This is a genomic window from Bacillus sp. cl96 (genome assembly GCF_900100505.1).
GTDB classification, from domain to species: Bacteria; Bacillota; Bacilli; order Bacillales; family Bacillaceae_G; genus Bacillus_A; species Bacillus_A cereus.
In genome coordinates this window covers 16229-32892 of the sequence record NZ_FNDM01000024.1, presented here as the reverse complement: position 1 = coordinate 32892, position 16664 = coordinate 16229, and the positions used below count along the sequence as shown (strand labels likewise).

The window sequence follows — 16664 nt, the reverse complement described above, 5'->3', positions numbered from 1 at the left end:
AATGATCGATATAATGAAAAAATCGTTGATATATTGCGGGTAATGATCGATATAATGAAAAAATCGTTGATATATTGCGGGTAATGATCGATATATTTGAAAAATCGTTGATATAATTTCGTGTACCGTTAAGTGCGACCATTACATAAAAAAGCGACTCTAAACGAGCCGCTTCCGCTTTTAAATGATATCCAGCTCCAGCAGCTAGAACAGTCGGTTGTTTCACTCCTTCATTCGAGGCAAAAAGCGCCTCGTAATCAGGAGTTCCAACACCCTCCTGTTCTGAACGAGCCGCTTCCGCTTTTAATTATTATTGATTCAAGAACGCACGTAGCATCCAAGCGTGTTTTTCTAGTTCTGTGTAGATGCCTAGTAGTAGGTCAGATGTCATTTCATCGTCAGAGTCTTGAGCGATTTCCATGCCTTTTTTCAGTTCGACTAGCATCATTTCGTAGTCTTTCATGATTGCTTCGACCATCCCTTCTGCAGTTTCTCCGTATGCTGCTTCTTGAATAGAAGATAGTTCTAAGTATTCTTTCATTGTTGCTACTGGTTTGCCGCCAATTGCTAAAATACGTTCTGCAATTTCATCGATGTGAGTAGCTGATTCTGTGTAAAGTTCTTCGAATTTCTCGTGTAATGTGAAGAATTGAGGTCCTTTTACGTACCAATGGAAGTTGTGAAGTTTTGTGAATAAAACGCTCCAGTCTGCTACTTGTTTGTTTAATACTTCGATTACTTGTTTGTTCATTATGATCAATCTCCTTTTGAGTTGTTATGTGATATCAATTACTAATTTATAATCATTATAATCTAGTAATCTCTATAAATCAACCCTTTTGCTGGAATTAATTTGAACAAATTATGAACTGTTGTAAATAAAAGGCCCTATTACGGTGAAGTAATAGGGCCTTTGTTTGAGATATGGCTCTTGTTCTAAACGAGCCGCTTGTGCTTTTAGTGATATCCAGCTCCGGTGACTAGACCAGTCGGTCATTTCGCTCTCTCGCTCGAAGCAAAAAGCGCTTCAAGGTCGAGAGCTTGAAGTGTCCTGCGATTCTGAACGAGCCGCTTTCGCTTTAAATGATATCCAGCTCCAGCGGCTAGAACAGTCGGTTGTTTCAATCCTTCATTCGAGGCAAAAAGCGCCTCGTAATCAGGAGTTCCAACACCCTCCTGTTCTGAACGAGCCACTTCCGCTTTTATTTGTTAAACGGCCTTTTGTTTTTCTTCTACATCCTGCCCATCCCAGCACTCTGTATTCTTTAAGCCAGGGATAGAGTTTGCAACGAAGACAGGATCTTTTCCTTGTTTCTTTTGCTTCAAATAGTCTACTAATGCAGCGTAAGCAAATTTGCTAAGGAATGAGATGGCAATTAAGTTTGTGAATACCATTAGTCCCATGAATAAATCAGCTAAACTCCAAACTGTTTTAAGAGCAGCGATTGATCCGAAGAATACCATTCCGACAACTGCAACACGATAAATCATTAACCATGTTTTACTTTCTTTAATGAATGCGATATTTGTTTCACCATAATAGTAGTTTCCTAGAAGTGAACTGAAAGCGAATAGGAAAATAATAATCGCTAAGAAAGTGCTTGCCCACGGTCCAATTTGTGAACTTAATGCGTTTTGTGTTAATTCGATACCTTCTAAATTTGATCCTTTGTAAAGTCCAGAACATAATACGATAAATGCTGTTGATGTACATACTAAGAATGTATCTACGAAAACGCCTAACGCTTGAACAAGCCCTTGTTTTACAGGGTGAGATACATCAGATGTTGCTGCTGCATTAGGAGAGCTACCCATTCCCGCTTCTGTAGCGAATAAACCGCGCTGAATTCCGAACTTGATTGCTGCTCCAATACCACCAGCGATGGCTTGGTCTAAACCGAATGCACCGTTAAAGATTTCCATGAAAATGCTTGGTAACATACTGAAGTTGTTAATAACGACAAAAATAGCCACGCCGATATAAACGATTGCCATTGGCGGAACAATCATTTCTGTAATACGTGAAATGCTCTTAATACCACCAAAAATAATAACTGCAACTAATAAGGCTAATAGAGCTCCTACGATTGTTCGCTCTAGTCCAAAAGCATTTTCAAACGCTATTGTTACTGTATTTGCTTGCACTGAATTGAAAATTAATCCGTACGCAACTGTAATAAGAAGTGAAAACCAGACGCCCATCCAGCGTTTGTTTAACCCTTTTTCCATGTAATATGCTGGTCCACCACGGAACCTACTTCCATCTTTTACTTTATAAATTTGCGCAAGTGTACATTCTACAAAACTAGTAGCTGCTCCGATAATTGCGATAAACCACATCCAAAATATTGCGCCAGGTCCACCCATTGAAATTGCTAATGCTACACCAGCTAAGTTTCCGATACCGATACGTGCTGCTGCACTTAAGCAAAATGCTTGGAATGGTGAGATGCTATCTTTCTTTTTTTCTTTTCGATTAAACCCTTTACTAATTAAGCTGACCATCTCACTGAAATGAGTAATTTGGACAAATTTTAATTTAAAAGAGAAGTAAAGACCGAAGCCGATTAGCATTGCAATAAGAATATATGACCATAAAATATTATTCGTTACCTCAAGGAATCTGCTAAAGATATCAACCATATAATACACTTCCTTTTTTTCGTAATAAGAAAATTATATGCAAAAAATATACGAGAATCAATTTTTCTAAAAAATTATGTTACTTAAATCATTTTTGTGTTATGATTATGTTACATCGTAATATTTTTAGAATTATTTACATTTTAAAAAACTAAATGTAAAGCGAGAAGGTGGGGATAATTTGAAAGAAAATTCTTTATGGAAAGTAAGCCTTGAGAGTTTGAAAATGAGAAGTAATATATTTTTTATCATTACATCTTTAAGTATCTTTTTAGGGTTCACTTATTATTACAATAAAAGATTTCCAAATCACAAATATCCTGAGTGGTTAGAATTTCTAAAGTTGATTGGATGAATAAAAGACAGAAAAACAGAAAATTAAAATAAATAAGTTATGGAGGAGCTAAAAATGAATATTAGAGAAAGTGAACTTCCAGGTATTGGTTATAAGTTTCAAATCGTTACGAAAGGTAACGAAAAGATGGTAATTGTCATTCATGATGATGGTCGTAGAGAAATGTATCATTTTGATTCAGATCATGAAGAAAGCATCTCAAGTATTTCACTACGTGACTCAGAGGCAAGACAAATCGCGGCAATATTAGGTGGAATGGTATATAAGCCTAGGGCGTTAGAAAATGTTGAGATGGTTTTTGAAGGTTTAGCGATTGAGTGGTTCAAAGTGGAGAATACAGCTCCAGCAATCGGAAAAACAATTGGCGATCTTGAAATAAGAAAAACATATAGCGTAACAATAATCGCGGTTATGAAGAAGAACATGAAGAAGTTATTTAATCCAGGACCAGAAACAGTAATTGAAGAAGGAGATATGCTTGTAGTTTCAGGTGAGAGAGAAGAAATTAAAAAAATCATTAATGAATTACTTTCAAATAGGGGGACTGATTAGATGGATACGTTAATTTTTGAAGTTGGTACAGCTTTAGTTTTAGTGGCAATTGCAGCAGTAATTGCTGGAAAATTTAAATTCTCAGTAATTCCTTTTCTAATCGTTCTTGGAATGTTAGTAGGACCGCATGCACCGACAATAGGTGTTATCGATCTCAAATTTATTGAAAGTGCAAGTGTAATTTCCTTCCTTGGACGGATTGGGGTTCTATTCCTTCTATTCTATCTAGGATTAGAATTTTCAATGAAAAAACTAATTAAATCTGGACGCTCTATTGCGATTGGCGGAACGATTTATATTTTAATTAACTTTTCACTTGGTTTGTTATACGGAGTTATAATGGGATTCCCATTACTAGAAATCTTAATTATTGCGGGTATTATTACGATTTCTTCTAGCGCTATCGTTGCTAAAGTGTTAGTGGACTTAAGAAGAACTGGTAATAATGAAACCGAATTAATTTTAGGAATTATTATGTTTGAAGATATATTCCTTGCTGTATATTTATCAGTTGTTTCTGGTTTAGTACTTGGAGATCACGCTTCCTTCTTAGGTGCCCTTACTTCAATTGGAATTGCTTTAGGATATATGCTTCTATTCTTTATAGTAGCTAGAAAGGCTACGCCGTTATTAAATAAATTGCTCAATATTAGCTCAGATGAAATCTTTATTATTGTAGTATTTGCTTCATTATTCTTCATTGCTGGTTTTTCAGAAACAATTCACGTTGCAGAAGCAATTGGAGCACTTCTTCTAGGATTAGTTTTCTCTGAGACAGAGCATAGTGACCGAATTGAACATCTTGTTGTTCCATTTAGAGACTTTTTCGGAGCTATTTTCTTCTTCAGCTTCGGGTTAAGTATTGATCCGTTCTCATTAGGCGGAGCGATATGGTTAACGTTAGGTGCTGTCCTTCTTACGATAATCGGTAACTTTGTAGCAGGAATGATTGCAGGAAGACAAGCTGGATTATCTCATAAAGCATCAACAAATATCGGATTAACAATCGTTTCAAGAGGAGAGTTCTCCATCATTATGGCTAATATCGGTATCGCCGGTGGTTTAATGTCAGTACTGAAACCATTCTCAGCACTATACGTGCTTATACTATCCATTTTAGGCCCACTTTTGACAAAAGAGTCGAAGAATGTATATAAATTCTTAAATAAAATCTTTAAGTGGGATACGAAGACTAACTAAATTAAAAAAATAAAAGTACAAGATATTTCCTGCTTGTACTTTTATTTTTGTAATGAAAACAGTAAAGAGAGGTAAATGATGTTAGGAGAGTTGATTCATTCGGTTTTAGTTTTTTTAGAAGGACTTGGTTATTGGGGAATTATGCTTGGATTAATGCTAGAGGTTATTCCAAGTGAAATCGTATTGTCTTATGCAGGTTATTTAGTATCAACAGGAAGCATTACATTTTGGGGCGCTGTCGCGTTCGGTACAATTGGTGGTGTAATTGCACAACTATTCATTTATTGGATTGGTCGATATGGAGGAAGACCTGTTCTTGAGCGATATGGAAAATATATTTTAATTCAGAAGAAACATATTGATTATGCTGAAGATTGGTTTAATCGTTATGGAACTGGCGTTATCTTTACCGCACGTTTTATTCCGGTTGTGCGTCATGCTATTTCGATACCAGCGGGTATTGCGAAAATGTCACATGCTAAGTTTATTACGCTAACTACATTAGCTGTTATTCCGTGGTCAATTGTGTTTGTATATTTAGGTTTTAAATTAGGAACAGAGTGGGAAAGTATTAATAAAGTTGCGGGGCCATATGTGAAATACTTTGCACTTGCTGCTATTGTTTGTGCAATTGGTTATTTTGTATTAAAAAAAATGATGAAAAAAAAGTGATTACAGAAAAGGAATCTATGTCGACGTAGATTCCTTTTTTATTGGCATTTTTTCAAGGATGAAAGAATACGTTTAATATTTACCATATTGTGGCATACATATAGAAAAAGGGTGCTTGGAAAGGGGAATAAAGAGAAATGGAACTCCAGTTTCAAAATGTATATCAACAGGTAGAGAATTGGTATGTGTTGGATTCGGAGCTTCCTTGGGATGTCAAAAAGTTGAGAGAGGATTTGTTTTCTCTTATTGGAGTATGTAAAACGCCCGTTATTTTTTGTGATACGTGTGATGCAAATGATGTGCTTCTATCATTAGGGGAAGAGGAAGAAGAGTTCCTATTCCCAGTAGGTGGTTTTTATCATAAAGAAAAGCAATTAATTTTCGTTTGTATGTGGGAAGAGTATGATCAAGTTCTCAAAACGCTACTGCATGAATTCCGCCATGCGATGCAGCATAAGAGAGATATATTGTATGTGGGAAGTGAACGGTACGAAGAGCGGTGGATTGAAAAAGATGCGAGGAAGTTCGCGGAGAGGAAATTGGATGAATATAAGAGTAGAAAGTTAATGTAAAGCATAGTGGAGAAATAGCGCTGTGCTTTTTGTACTTATTAAAAATAAGTATTTGACTTTTATTAAGTTTAGTTCTAAACTAATGATATGAAACGAGAGAGGTGATGAAATGAAAACAGAAGATAGACTAGGGCTACTATTATGGTTTCGTTTGTCACGCTTTTATAATAAGAGTATTCGTGAGACGAATCAGCATTTGAAAAAATGGAATATATCTGCCGCCCAGTTTGATGTGTTAGCTCAAGTTGGAGGACATAATCGTTTAACGCAGCAAGAACTTGGAAATAAGCTATTTGTTACGAAAGGAAATGTAACGCAGCTTTTAAATAAAATGGAGCAGCTTGAGTGGATTTTGCGTGAACAAGAGGGTACTACGAAATATATTTCTTTAACAGAAAAGGGAAGAGCTTTATATGAGGAAATCGTCCCACCTCAAGAAACGTTCCAAGCAGAGAAGTTTCATAATTTAAATATAGAGGAACAAAAGCAATTATTAACACTACTAAAAAAGTTACAGTAAGAAAAAATTTTAAAATAAATCTCGAATTCGAGATAGTATGAGGTGAAGGATATGTTTAGAAAAGTTGATCATAAAAATATGGGCAGAGCAAATCATGGTTGGTTAAATACACATTTTCATTTTTCTTTTGCCAATTACTATAATCCAAATAACATGAACTTCGGAGCGTTACGTGTTATTAATGATGATCTAGTAGCGGCGCAAACTGGTTTTGATATGCATCCGCACCGTGATATGGAGATTATTTCTTACGTTGTAGATGGTGCTTTAACACATGAAGACAGCATGGGAAATCGCGGAACAATTGAGCGTGGACATGTTCAATATATGAGTGCTGGCACGGGTGTATTTCATAGCGAGCATAATTTAGGCGATGAAACGCTGCGTTTATTACAAATTTGGATTTTACCAGACCGCGCAGATCATAAACCAAACTATGGTGAGTTTAAATTTGATTGGAGCAAGCGTGCAGATGAATGGTTCCATATGGTATCTTCAGTAGAAGGAAATGCACCAATTCAAATTCACCAAGATGCGAATTTATATTCTTTATCATTAGAGGCTGGAAAAGAAATTCATTTTCCAGTGAAAGAAGGCCGTCAATTGTACCTTGTACAAATTGAAGGAAGCAGTGTAATAAATGGTGAAACGTTTGTTATGCGGGATGCAGCAGAATCTGTAGAAGAAGATATTCACATTCAAGCGAAAGAGCAATCACACTATTTAGCAATTGAATTGAAAAAACAATAAAAGGTTTATAGAAAAGAGGACATCCGATAGATGTCCTCTTTTTTTGATTGGAATTGTCTGAAAAATGTTTCTCAAATTTTTGGTAGAGGTATCGGCTGGGAAAATAAGAATTGTATAAAAGTGTCAAAAATCTTTATGGGAATGGGGAATGTTATAGTGAAAAAGCAAGTCATTTCATCAGCATTAGCGTTAACTGTTATCGCCGGGGGATTTGGAGCGTTTGGGGCAACGACAACGAAAGCGGAAGAACAAAAAATTCAATATCATCAAGAATTTAAAACACCTGCATACATAGGTGAAGAATGGAAAGCACCGGAAGGACTAGATAAAAAAGAGACAGTCTTTCAATACTTAGAGAGTAAGAAAGATATGTTTAAATTAGCAGGAAATATTGAAAAGCATTTTAATATCGTTGGGGAAGAAAAAGACGCTGAATCTGATACGACACATGTGAAGCTAGTTGAGAAACATAATAACATTCCTGTGTACGGTTCTGATCAAACTGTTACACTTGATAAAGAGAATAATGTAAAAGCATTCTTCGGACAAGTTATTCCGAATTTAGATGATAAAAATATTCCTGCAGCTGCAAGCATTACTGCGGAACAAGCAGAAACAATTGCAAAGGCAGATATTGAGAAAGAAATTGGTAAAGTAAAGAGTTATGATGGTGTGAAAAAAGATTTATTTGTATATGAAAAAGACGGTAATTACTACCTTGCATACTTAGTTAAGGCATCGATTTCAAAACCAGCTCCAGGGTATTGGCATTATTTTGTTGATGCAACGAATGGAAATGTTATTGAGAAATATAACGCTGTAGATAACATTACTGGATTTGGTTACGGAGTATTAGGTGCTAGACAATCATTTGAAATTGCTCAAGATACGAAAACAGGACAATTCAACTTGTTTGATGGTAAACGAGGACAAGGTGTTCATACATTTGATGCAGAAAATATGGACGAGAACTGGTTTAATTTATTCTCACAATGGCTTGGATATACAGGAGAAGAAGTTGAAAGTAAATCTAAGTTCTTCGAAGATAAAGCTGCAGTTGATGCGCATGTAAATGCAGGAAAAGTATATGATTACTACAAAAAGACATTTAATCGTAACTCTTTCGATGATAAAGGTGCGAAACTTATTTCAACTGTTCACGTAGGGGAGAGCTGGAATAACGCAGCTTGGAATGGTGTGCAAATGATGTACGGTGATGGCGATGGAAAAACGTTCATTCCATTATCTGCTGGACTTGATGTTATCGGTCACGAATTAACGCATGCTGTAACTGAACATACAGCAAACCTTGTTTACAAAAATGAGTCAGGGGCGTTAAATGAATCGTTATCTGATATTATGGGTGTTATGGTTGAGAAGAAGAGCTGGGATTTAGGTGCTGATATTTATACACCTGATAAACCTGGTGATGCACTTCGCTCTCTTAAAGACCCAGCGTCTATTCCAAATCCATTAAAACCAAGTGAGGGTTACCCAGATCACTATAGTAAACGTTATACTGGAACAGCTGATAATGGCGGTGTTCATATTAACAGCAGTATTAACAATAAAGCTGCATATTTAGTATCTGAAGGCGGAGATCATTACGGCGTGAAAGTAACTGGTGTGGGCCGTGAAGCGACAGAAAAAATTTACTACCGTGCTCTTACGAAATATTTAACTGCAAACTCTGACTTCAAAATGATGCGTCAAGCTGCTCTTCAGTCAGCTGAAGATTTATATGGTAAAAACTCTAAAGCTGTACAAGCTGTAACGAAAGCTTATGATGCAGTAGGTGTAAAATAATAAGAGAAAAGACCTGACATCCTAGTCAGGTCTTTTCTTTATCCCGCTATCCGCAAATGATGAAATTTCCACTTTATTTAGTCGCGAATACCTAATGCGATTTTCGCCATACGTGACATACGTTCTTTCGACCACGGTGGATTCCAAACGACATTTACTTCTATTTCATTAACTTCAGGTACGTTTGTTGATAATACTTTTTTAACGTCTGATACGATTTGCCCAGCCATTGGACAACCGATAGAAGTCATAGTCATCGTAATGACAGCATTATTATTTTCATCTGCTGTAACATCATAAACTAATCCAAGATTAACGATATCAACACCTAGTTCAGGGTCAATAACAGCCTCTAAATTGGCAAGTAATTTATTTTCAAATGCTTCTTGTGACATAAGCAGCCCCTCCTACACTTTAATGATATCGATTCTCATTATAACGGAAATGAGCATAATGTGCAGGAAATGAGCTCAAAAAAATATCCCTCTTTCAAAGAAGGGATATTTTTTGAACATCTATTCTGTTTTAAAATGAGATACGAGTTGATCTAACTCTTCAACTGTTTGTTTCATTTTTCCAGCAGTTACTGCCATTTCATTCATAACAATAACTTTCTGTTCAGCAGATTGTGCCGTTGCGGCAGTTTCGCTCGATACTTCAGTAGAGATAGAAGCGATGTTATTAAGTGAAGCGTTCATTTCTTCAGCACTTGCAGCCATTTCTTCAGCAGTTGCTGATATATCTTGCATTTGAGTAGATACTTTATTTACTTGTTCTACAATTGTTGTGAAAGAAGTACCAGCTTCACGAATAACATTGATACCTTCAAATGCTTCAGAACGGCCTTGAGACATCATAGAGCTAGCAGTTTCTGTATCATTTTGAATTTGATGTAGTAATTGATTAATGTCTGTTGCAGCTGTTTTAGATTGTTCAGCAAGCTTTCGAACTTCGTCAGCTACGACAGCAAATCCTTTTCCTTGCTCACCAGCACGAGCTGCCTCAATAGAAGCATTTAAAGCAAGTAAGTTTGTTTGCTCAGCAATATTAGAAATAGATTGTACAGCAGTATCAATATATTTCGTATGAGTGATTAGACGTTCAACCACTTCTGACGTAGCATTTACAGCTTCGTGTATTGTTGTCATTTGTGAAACAGATTTTTGGATAACGGTACTGCCATCGCTAGCATGTTCAGATGTGGCAACAGCAAGTTCCGCTACAGATGAAGCAGATTCAGCAATGCGCTGAACACTTACTGCCATATCATCCATTGCAGTTGAACTTTCTTCCATACTAGAAGTTTGTGATTGAATACTTGCATTTAAGTTGGACATCGAGCTTTGGACTCTTAATGTCGCCTCACGTGATGTATTCGTTTTTTCTAGCATATTTTCAGAAGCGGTTTGTACTTCCACTGATGTTTTTTGAACACGATTAATAATATGTTGTAGGTTTTCTAACATTTTATTAAATGATGTTGCGATAGCACCTATTTCATCGTTGCTATTTACTTGTAGACGTGCCGTTAAGTCACCTTCTTGAGAGGCCAATTCTTTTAGTTTCGTGTCAATTTGTTGAATTGGTTTCACCAGTTTACCAGAGAACCACCATGCAAGAATAATTGCAACGATAATACATACAACAAGTGATAAGAAAATAACATATTCGATTAAGAGTGCAGATTGATCAATTTTTTCAATAGATTGTTCACGTAATTTAGCTTGTTCATTACTGTAATTTGTGAAGTCACCAATTACTTTATAGACCGTTCCGTTTTCTGAAGAAGCTACTTGTAAAGCTTCTTCCCATTTTTGTTCTTTTGCAAGAGTGAATACTTTTTCTTCAATGAACTTTCTCCAAGTAGACCCTAATTCCATTGTGCTTTTTACGGACGAAGAAAGATTTGGATTAGAAAGAAGTTTATCTTTTGAATCCTCAAGACGTTTACTCATCTCATTAAACTTGTCTAATTCGACTTGATCATGTTGTAGTAAATAACCTCTTAAAGCAGAGAGCTGTACTTGATAAGCGTCTCCACGCTCTTTCAATTCTGTTGCCAGTGGAGAAATTTCTTTTTGTAATGTTTCAGCTTTACGAGATTGGTCGATAGCAAAAAATAAAATAAATGCTAAGGCGACACCAAATAAAGCGCAAATCGTTCCCATCATGAACATAAGTTTTTTTCTGATACTTACAAAATTCATATAATTAAAAGCCTCCTTTGTGAAATCTTAGTATTAGAATTAATAAATGTAAAAAATTGAAAGAAAGCTTTACTCCAGTTGGAATAAAGCTTTCTTATTTCCTTTAGGAATTATAGCAGACGGAATGAGAGATAGAAAGAGATATTTTAAGGTAAAAAAAGTCCGCGACTCAATATACAATACATTTATGGACATGTCTTGCATCATTTCGTCACAATAGATGGTGGAGGTTCTGGTGAGGGAAAGTAGAGGAACTATTGACCGATGATAGGAACATATAAAAATAGCGTCGTAGAAAAAGAAAGAGTGGATTCCTTATGAGAGCTGGGATTCGCTTTTTGATTGCTATCGATAGTGAGACGTTAAGTAAACCTGATAGGAATGTTTATACAACATAAAAAGACGAGAATTCTCTCGTCTTTTTACACGGTTGAGCACGGATTAAGTGCAACAAAGTGTAGCTTTATTAATATCTTTTTCACGAATTTCTAAATTTCCTTTTTTATCAATTTTGTAAGGGATATCATTATTTTGTAGCTTTTTTAGTAAACTATTATTTTCTTGTACATTTTTCTCCCAAATAATATATCTTTCATTTTTGGTAGTATCATTAAAAAATATAAATCCGACTAAACATAAAAATAAAATTATTAATATTGAAATTAAAATATTAATTTTTTTCATGATGTACCTATTCCTAATCTGTTATTTATTGGTTAGTCCATAATAACCAGCCTTCGGGTTGTCTTATATATTTTAGTAAACCATTTCTTATATCCTGATTAAGATTATCTGCCAAACCTTGCGGCGTTAAAGCGTAACCATTAGCTGCCCGCCAATTATACATAATTCGGCCTCGTTCATTATTATAATAATCCATATCATGTAATTTCTTTTCTGTCATATTATATCTTTCATGATTATCTGCTACAATTTTAGCATTCGAACATCCTATACTTTTACACATAAGTGCATTCCAATATCCATGTCTAAATGCATCACCTTTTCCGTTATTTAGACTAGCTTTTGGATAATATGCTGTAGCCATATTAATTGCTGCGTTAGCATTTAGTCTAGCTTGACCACATTTATATGCACCTATTGATCTCAGACACGCTTGCATTTCTTCACTTTTTCCTAAAGCATTTGCAATGCTAGCACTACGTTGTACTCTTGTTTTAGGATTGTTTTCCTTTTCATTTACTAAATCATCAAATCTTTCATTACCTTCTTCTTCATTTTGAATCTGACCGTTCTCCATTTCTACAACCAACTGTTCAAAAGCAGCCATATACGCTTGTTCATTAACTGGAGCAGTTTCTGCTGCTGCGTTATTACCTACTGTCATCGTTAATAAGATACCAGATAGGATTCCGAATACTGTTTTCTTAAGCTTCAAATTCATTTACCCCCACGCTATTGTGTTTTTTATATATTTTGATATCACCCTACTTAGAAAATTTTAAATATTATTAATAGAAAATAAAAGACTGTTTACTAATGAATTTTTATGTTAAAATATGTAATTAAAGGTAATATAATTACATATTGTTAAATATTTACGTGATAAAGTGAATGGTTATTTTAGAACCTGTCTAAAATCTTTTTAGTACAATCGTTACACCTGCCAATATAGTCAGCTTATTATATATTTTGCTTAGCGTGGTTTTCTCGAATGCTGGCGGTATCTCTGGTAAAGGGTTTTGAATAAACTAAGAAAGAGTAGAAAAGTATACATTTCTACTTTTCCATTGGATGTTGAGGTTCGTATTCCTGAACATTATCTTTCAAGGGTGGTTCATGCAGCTGTAGAAACTATGGATCTCTCTCCTCTTATCTCGTTATCCAGGTGGTGGTAGGCCACCTTACCATCCAAAAATAGATTGAAATGTGGTCTTATTTGTGTTGCTCATAATTTACGGAAGTAGGCAATAGCGGCTCAACTAAAAGGAGAAAATTCGAAATTTTAGGAGGGAATCAACAGTGTTCCTTTCCCTTAAAGTATTTTTTACCCATATAAAGGAAAAACAAAGAGGTTGTCTACAAAAGGTAGTTTTTAGTGACCTTTTGAGACAGCCTCTTTCTAACAATTTGGAGCTCATAGAAGTATAAATGAAAGTTTCGCGTTAAATGTTTGTTTTGAAATGAGAGACGAGAACTTCAAGTTCTTGTACGATTGTTTTCATTTCAGATGATTTGTTAGCCACGATACTCATTTTGTTTACTTGATCACCAGCCGAATGCGCTGTTTGTGATGTTTCTGCAGCAACTTCGTTTGAAATAGAAGCGATATTATTTAAAGCTGCGTTCATTTCTTCAGAGCTTGCAGCCATCTCTTCAGCAGTTGCAGACATTTCTTGCATTTGTGTAGAGACTTTGTTAATGTGGTTAACAATTTCTGAGAATGAAGATCCGGCGGTACGAATAACCGTAATTCCTTCAGAAGCTTCTGCTTGACCTTGTGTCATCATATCATTTGCTATTTTTGTATCAGCTTGAATTTGATGAAGTAAATGGTTAATGTCAGTTGCGGCTAGTTGAGATTGTTCAGCAAGTTTTCGAACTTCATCGGCAACAACAGCGAATCCTTTGCCGTGTTCACCAGCACGAGCTGCTTCAATAGAAGCATTTAAAGCGAGCAAATTTGTTTGCTCAGCGATATTCGAAATAGATTGAAGTGCAGTATCAATATGGTTTGTATGTGTAATGAGTCGCTCAACTACTTGTGATGTAGCGTTAACAGCTTCGTTAATTGTATGCATTTGGGTAATAGATTTCTCAATGACTTTATTCCCATCATCTGCTTTTTCTGAAGTTGTGACAGCTAAACTAGTAACAGAAGAGGCGGACTCAGCGATACGCTGAACACTCGTTGCCATGTCATCCATTGCGGTTGAACTTTCTTCAATGCTAGAAACTTGTGAACGAATATTGTGTTCAAGAGCATTCATAGTTTCTTGGGTTCTTGCGGTATTTTCCATAGAAGCGGTTGTTTCGATAAATACATTTTCGGAAGCTTCTTTTACACTTGTTGATGTTTGTTGAACTTGTTTTATTATATGCTGTAAGTTAGTGAGCATTTGATTAAAGGAATTTGCAATGTCACCAATTTCATCTTTACTTGTTACGTGTAATCTAGCCGTTAAATCTCCGTCTTGAGAAGCTAATTCTTTTAACTTCTCATCAATTTGTCGAATTGGTTTAACGAGTTTACCAGAGAACCACCATGCTAATAAGATAGACGTTAATGTACATGTAATAAGTGAGAAGAAAATAATATATTGAATAAGTGATGAAGAAGACTCGACATCAGCAATTAATGCGTCACGTTTCTCATTCTCTTCATTTGTATATTTATTAAAACGACCTAAAAGATCATTTACATAATCTGTTTGTGATAAAGCAATTTTGGATGCTTCGTCCCATTTTCCTTCACGCGCAAGAGGTAGTACCTCATTATCTATGACGCTACGCCATTTTCCACCCATTAAAATAGCTTCTTTCATTCCTTCTGGGAGCTTCTTGTCACTTGTTACTTTCTCTCTAGTATCAGCTAATTTTTTCCCTTCTCGATTGAACTTATCTAATCCTTTTTGATTATGTGATAGCAAATATTCTTGTAAACCAGCAACTTGTGCTTGGAACCAATCGCCACGTTCTTTTAAAATCGTCGCTCTTTTTGATACATCATTTTTTAACGTTTCGATTTCACTTGCTTGATTCATGGCGAATGAAAGAATAACAATAAGAGCAATACTAAATAAAGAAGAAATGCTTAAGAGTGTGAACAGTAGTTTTTTTCGAATACTAACATATTTCATCGTTACCCCTACCCTCATTTAAACTGTTTATTATGATTTATAGATATTTAAAACAAAATTAATAAAAACATTATTATGAAGTTATTAATCTGTTCAATGAAAATTATAGCAGATAATGGAAGGAGTCAGATTAGTATTAGAAAAAGTTCTTAAAATGTATACATTTGCATATCATAAAATTCATAAATAAATATTAGAAATGCTATTGAAATTTGAAATGACATCATGTATACTTCTAATTAGTTGATAACGATTATCAGTATCAACTAAAAACATTACTCTTCGTTATGTTGGTCATACCCCTTTTTGACGACGTAAGTCAGAGACGAAATGTTGAAATATCTTGTGTCCTATTCTACAGAATTATGGTAATCTCCAACCTCAACTTATATGCGTGAGCATGCAAAAAGGATCCTATCCGTGAAGGGATCCTTTTTTGCATGCTGTCGCAATTATTGTATATAGACCAGGGATACGTTCTTCGATTCCTTCTGGTGCAGTAGAAGGAAAGACCCATCTTTGATGAGATCCATGTTCTTCAACTAGTTTTTCGATTTTAAAACGTTCTTCCGCAAGTGTTGTAATGATTTCTCCTAGCGTCCAGCGACGGATGGTTGTTTTAGGTAGCGATTCTTTCTGTGCTTCTGTAAGAAGGATGCTATAAGCAACATCATCTTCAATTAATTCTTCATCGAAATAATTTCCATTGGCCTGAAATGATGGGTGGTCGACTCCTAATAATTTTGTGTAAACAGGATGATAGTCACGAAGTATAAGCATTCCATCTCGCTTAAGTAAAGTAGCAATTTTTTGAAAGAGTGGTTTTAAATCTAGAAAGTAATGGAGTACACCAAGTTCCAGCAATACGATATCAAATGATTCGGAGAGCTGCACATTTAATACATCAGAAACGACATACTGGATAGAGACACCTGCTGCGTCCGCAAGTTCATTTGCATATTTTGCATTACTTGCTGAAATATCAACAACTGTTACGTCAGAGCCTAAAAGAGCGAGAGCAACACCTTTATTTCCTTTTGAGCCGAGTAAGTTAATAATACGTTTTCCTTTTGGAGATTGTATGTAAGGTAAATAATGTGCTACTTCGCGTGTGGGATCTTCCATAATTTTTTTTGCATAATCCTCTGGCGCCCCATGGCGATTCGTCCAAGCTTCATAAGCAGCTGTATTCCAGCTTTTTTCATTTATAGTGCTTAGTTGTTTTTGGTTCAATGTTATCACTCCTTTTGTGAACGTATAGGTATTCGGCAGGGGGATGTAACTTCCTTTTCTTTCTGGATAAAAGTTTGATTTTTCTGTGATTAAGTCGTACAATACTTGTTATACGTAAAAGCGTTGAAAAGGAAAAGTAGGATGAACACATTCTTTCCAGAGAGCTTCGGTAGCTGAGAAGAAGCAAGAATATTCATTTGAACAATGGCCTTTGAGCTTCGTCCTGAACTTATCAAATGATAATAGTAGGCGGCGACGAGAGTTGGTACTCGTTATCAAAACCACAGTATAAGAGCATATAGCTCCGTACTTGTTAAGGCTAATTATGTGAGT

At 35.5% G+C, this 16664-nt stretch carries 16 protein-coding genes and 1 other annotated feature (1 of these 17 cut by a window edge); of the genes, 7 read left to right on the top strand and 9 right to left on the bottom strand.

Annotation, left to right across the window (positions count from 1 at the left end):
• The 3 genes from BLT20_RS30850 to BLT20_RS28390 form a co-directional block, all read right to left on the bottom strand.
• A partial coding sequence (locus BLT20_RS30850; RefSeq protein WP_305367281.1) for a hypothetical protein occupies positions 1 to 226 on the bottom strand: 226 nt, incomplete at its 3' end.
• Between the two features lie 84 nt (positions 227 to 310).
• Positions 311 to 751 (bottom strand): Dps family protein, encoded by a 441-nt coding sequence (locus BLT20_RS28400; protein WP_001041895.1) that lies wholly within the window; start codon positions 749 to 751, stop codon positions 311 to 313.
• Between the two features lie 458 nt (positions 752 to 1209).
• Positions 1210 to 2643, bottom strand: a complete 1434-nt coding sequence (locus BLT20_RS28390; protein WP_000227591.1) for an alanine/glycine:cation symporter family protein — start codon at positions 2641 to 2643, stop codon at positions 1210 to 1212.
• Between the two features lie 409 nt (positions 2644 to 3052).
• Here BLT20_RS28390 and BLT20_RS28380 point away from each other — a divergent pair, with 409 nt between their 5' ends.
• From BLT20_RS28380 to nprB, 7 genes are all read left to right on the top strand, one after another.
• Complete coding sequence (locus BLT20_RS28380) at positions 3053 to 3550, top strand: cation:proton antiporter regulatory subunit (RefSeq protein ID WP_001026076.1); 498 nt, start codon at positions 3053 to 3055, stop codon at positions 3548 to 3550.
• Positions 3551 to 4750 carry a cation:proton antiporter gene (locus tag BLT20_RS28375; protein WP_000380228.1) on the top strand — a complete coding sequence of 400 codons (1200 nt, stop codon included), beginning with the start codon at positions 3551 to 3553 and terminating at the stop codon, positions 4748 to 4750.
• A 78-nt stretch (positions 4751 to 4828) separates the two neighbouring features.
• The gene (locus tag BLT20_RS28370) at positions 4829 to 5422 is read left to right on the top strand and encodes an undecaprenyl phosphate transporter UptA (protein WP_000900214.1); all 594 of its coding nucleotides are present in this window, start codon (positions 4829 to 4831) and stop codon (positions 5420 to 5422) included.
• A 137-nt stretch (positions 5423 to 5559) separates the two neighbouring features.
• Entirely contained in the window at positions 5560 to 5994 is a 435-nt protein-coding gene (locus tag BLT20_RS28365) for a DUF3920 family protein (protein WP_000422806.1), read from the top strand.
• Between the two features lie 109 nt (positions 5995 to 6103).
• Positions 6104 to 6514 carry a MarR family winged helix-turn-helix transcriptional regulator gene (locus tag BLT20_RS28360; protein WP_000845467.1) on the top strand — a complete coding sequence of 137 codons (411 nt, stop codon included), beginning with the start codon at positions 6104 to 6106 and terminating at the stop codon, positions 6512 to 6514.
• Between the two features lie 51 nt (positions 6515 to 6565).
• The gene (locus BLT20_RS28355; protein WP_000488926.1) at positions 6566 to 7264 is read left to right on the top strand and encodes a pirin family protein; all 699 of its coding nucleotides are present in this window, start codon (positions 6566 to 6568) and stop codon (positions 7262 to 7264) included.
• A gap of 156 nt (positions 7265 to 7420) precedes the next feature.
• Complete coding sequence (gene nprB / locus BLT20_RS28350; RefSeq protein ID WP_000745123.1) at positions 7421 to 9070, top strand: neutral protease NprB; 1650 nt, start codon at positions 7421 to 7423, stop codon at positions 9068 to 9070.
• Between the two features lie 77 nt (positions 9071 to 9147).
• Here nprB and BLT20_RS28345 read toward each other — a convergent pair whose 3' ends face one another.
• The 6 genes from BLT20_RS28345 to BLT20_RS28320 all read right to left on the bottom strand — a co-directional run bounded on the left by BLT20_RS28345 (position 9148) and on the right by BLT20_RS28320 (position 16331).
• A complete protein-coding gene (locus BLT20_RS28345; protein ID WP_000076422.1) occupies positions 9148 to 9465 on the bottom strand; it encodes a metal-sulfur cluster assembly factor in 318 nt (105 codons plus the stop codon).
• A 120-nt stretch (positions 9466 to 9585) separates the two neighbouring features.
• Positions 9586 to 11277: a methyl-accepting chemotaxis protein gene (locus BLT20_RS28340; protein ID WP_001012211.1), complete on the bottom strand. Its 1692-nt coding sequence runs from the start codon at positions 11275 to 11277 to the stop codon at positions 9586 to 9588.
• A 441-nt stretch (positions 11278 to 11718) separates the two neighbouring features.
• Positions 11719 to 11961, bottom strand: a complete 243-nt coding sequence (locus BLT20_RS28335; RefSeq protein WP_000723536.1) for a hypothetical protein — start codon at positions 11959 to 11961, stop codon at positions 11719 to 11721.
• Between the two features lie 25 nt (positions 11962 to 11986).
• Positions 11987 to 12682, bottom strand: coding sequence for a DUF6973 domain-containing protein (locus BLT20_RS28330; RefSeq protein ID WP_002026534.1), 696 nt, complete (start codon positions 12680 to 12682; stop codon positions 11987 to 11989).
• 721 nt (positions 12683 to 13403) lie between these two features.
• Positions 13404 to 15098 (bottom strand): methyl-accepting chemotaxis protein, encoded by a 1695-nt coding sequence (locus BLT20_RS28325; RefSeq protein ID WP_073339227.1) that lies wholly within the window; start codon positions 15096 to 15098, stop codon positions 13404 to 13406.
• Positions 15099 to 15512: 414 nt separating this feature from the next.
• Positions 15513 to 16331, bottom strand: a complete 819-nt coding sequence (locus BLT20_RS28320; protein ID WP_001072262.1) for a class I SAM-dependent methyltransferase — start codon at positions 16329 to 16331, stop codon at positions 15513 to 15515.
• A gap of 114 nt (positions 16332 to 16445) precedes the next feature.
• Positions 16446 to 16664, top strand: a binding site (T-box leader) (it continues 52 nt past the right edge of the window).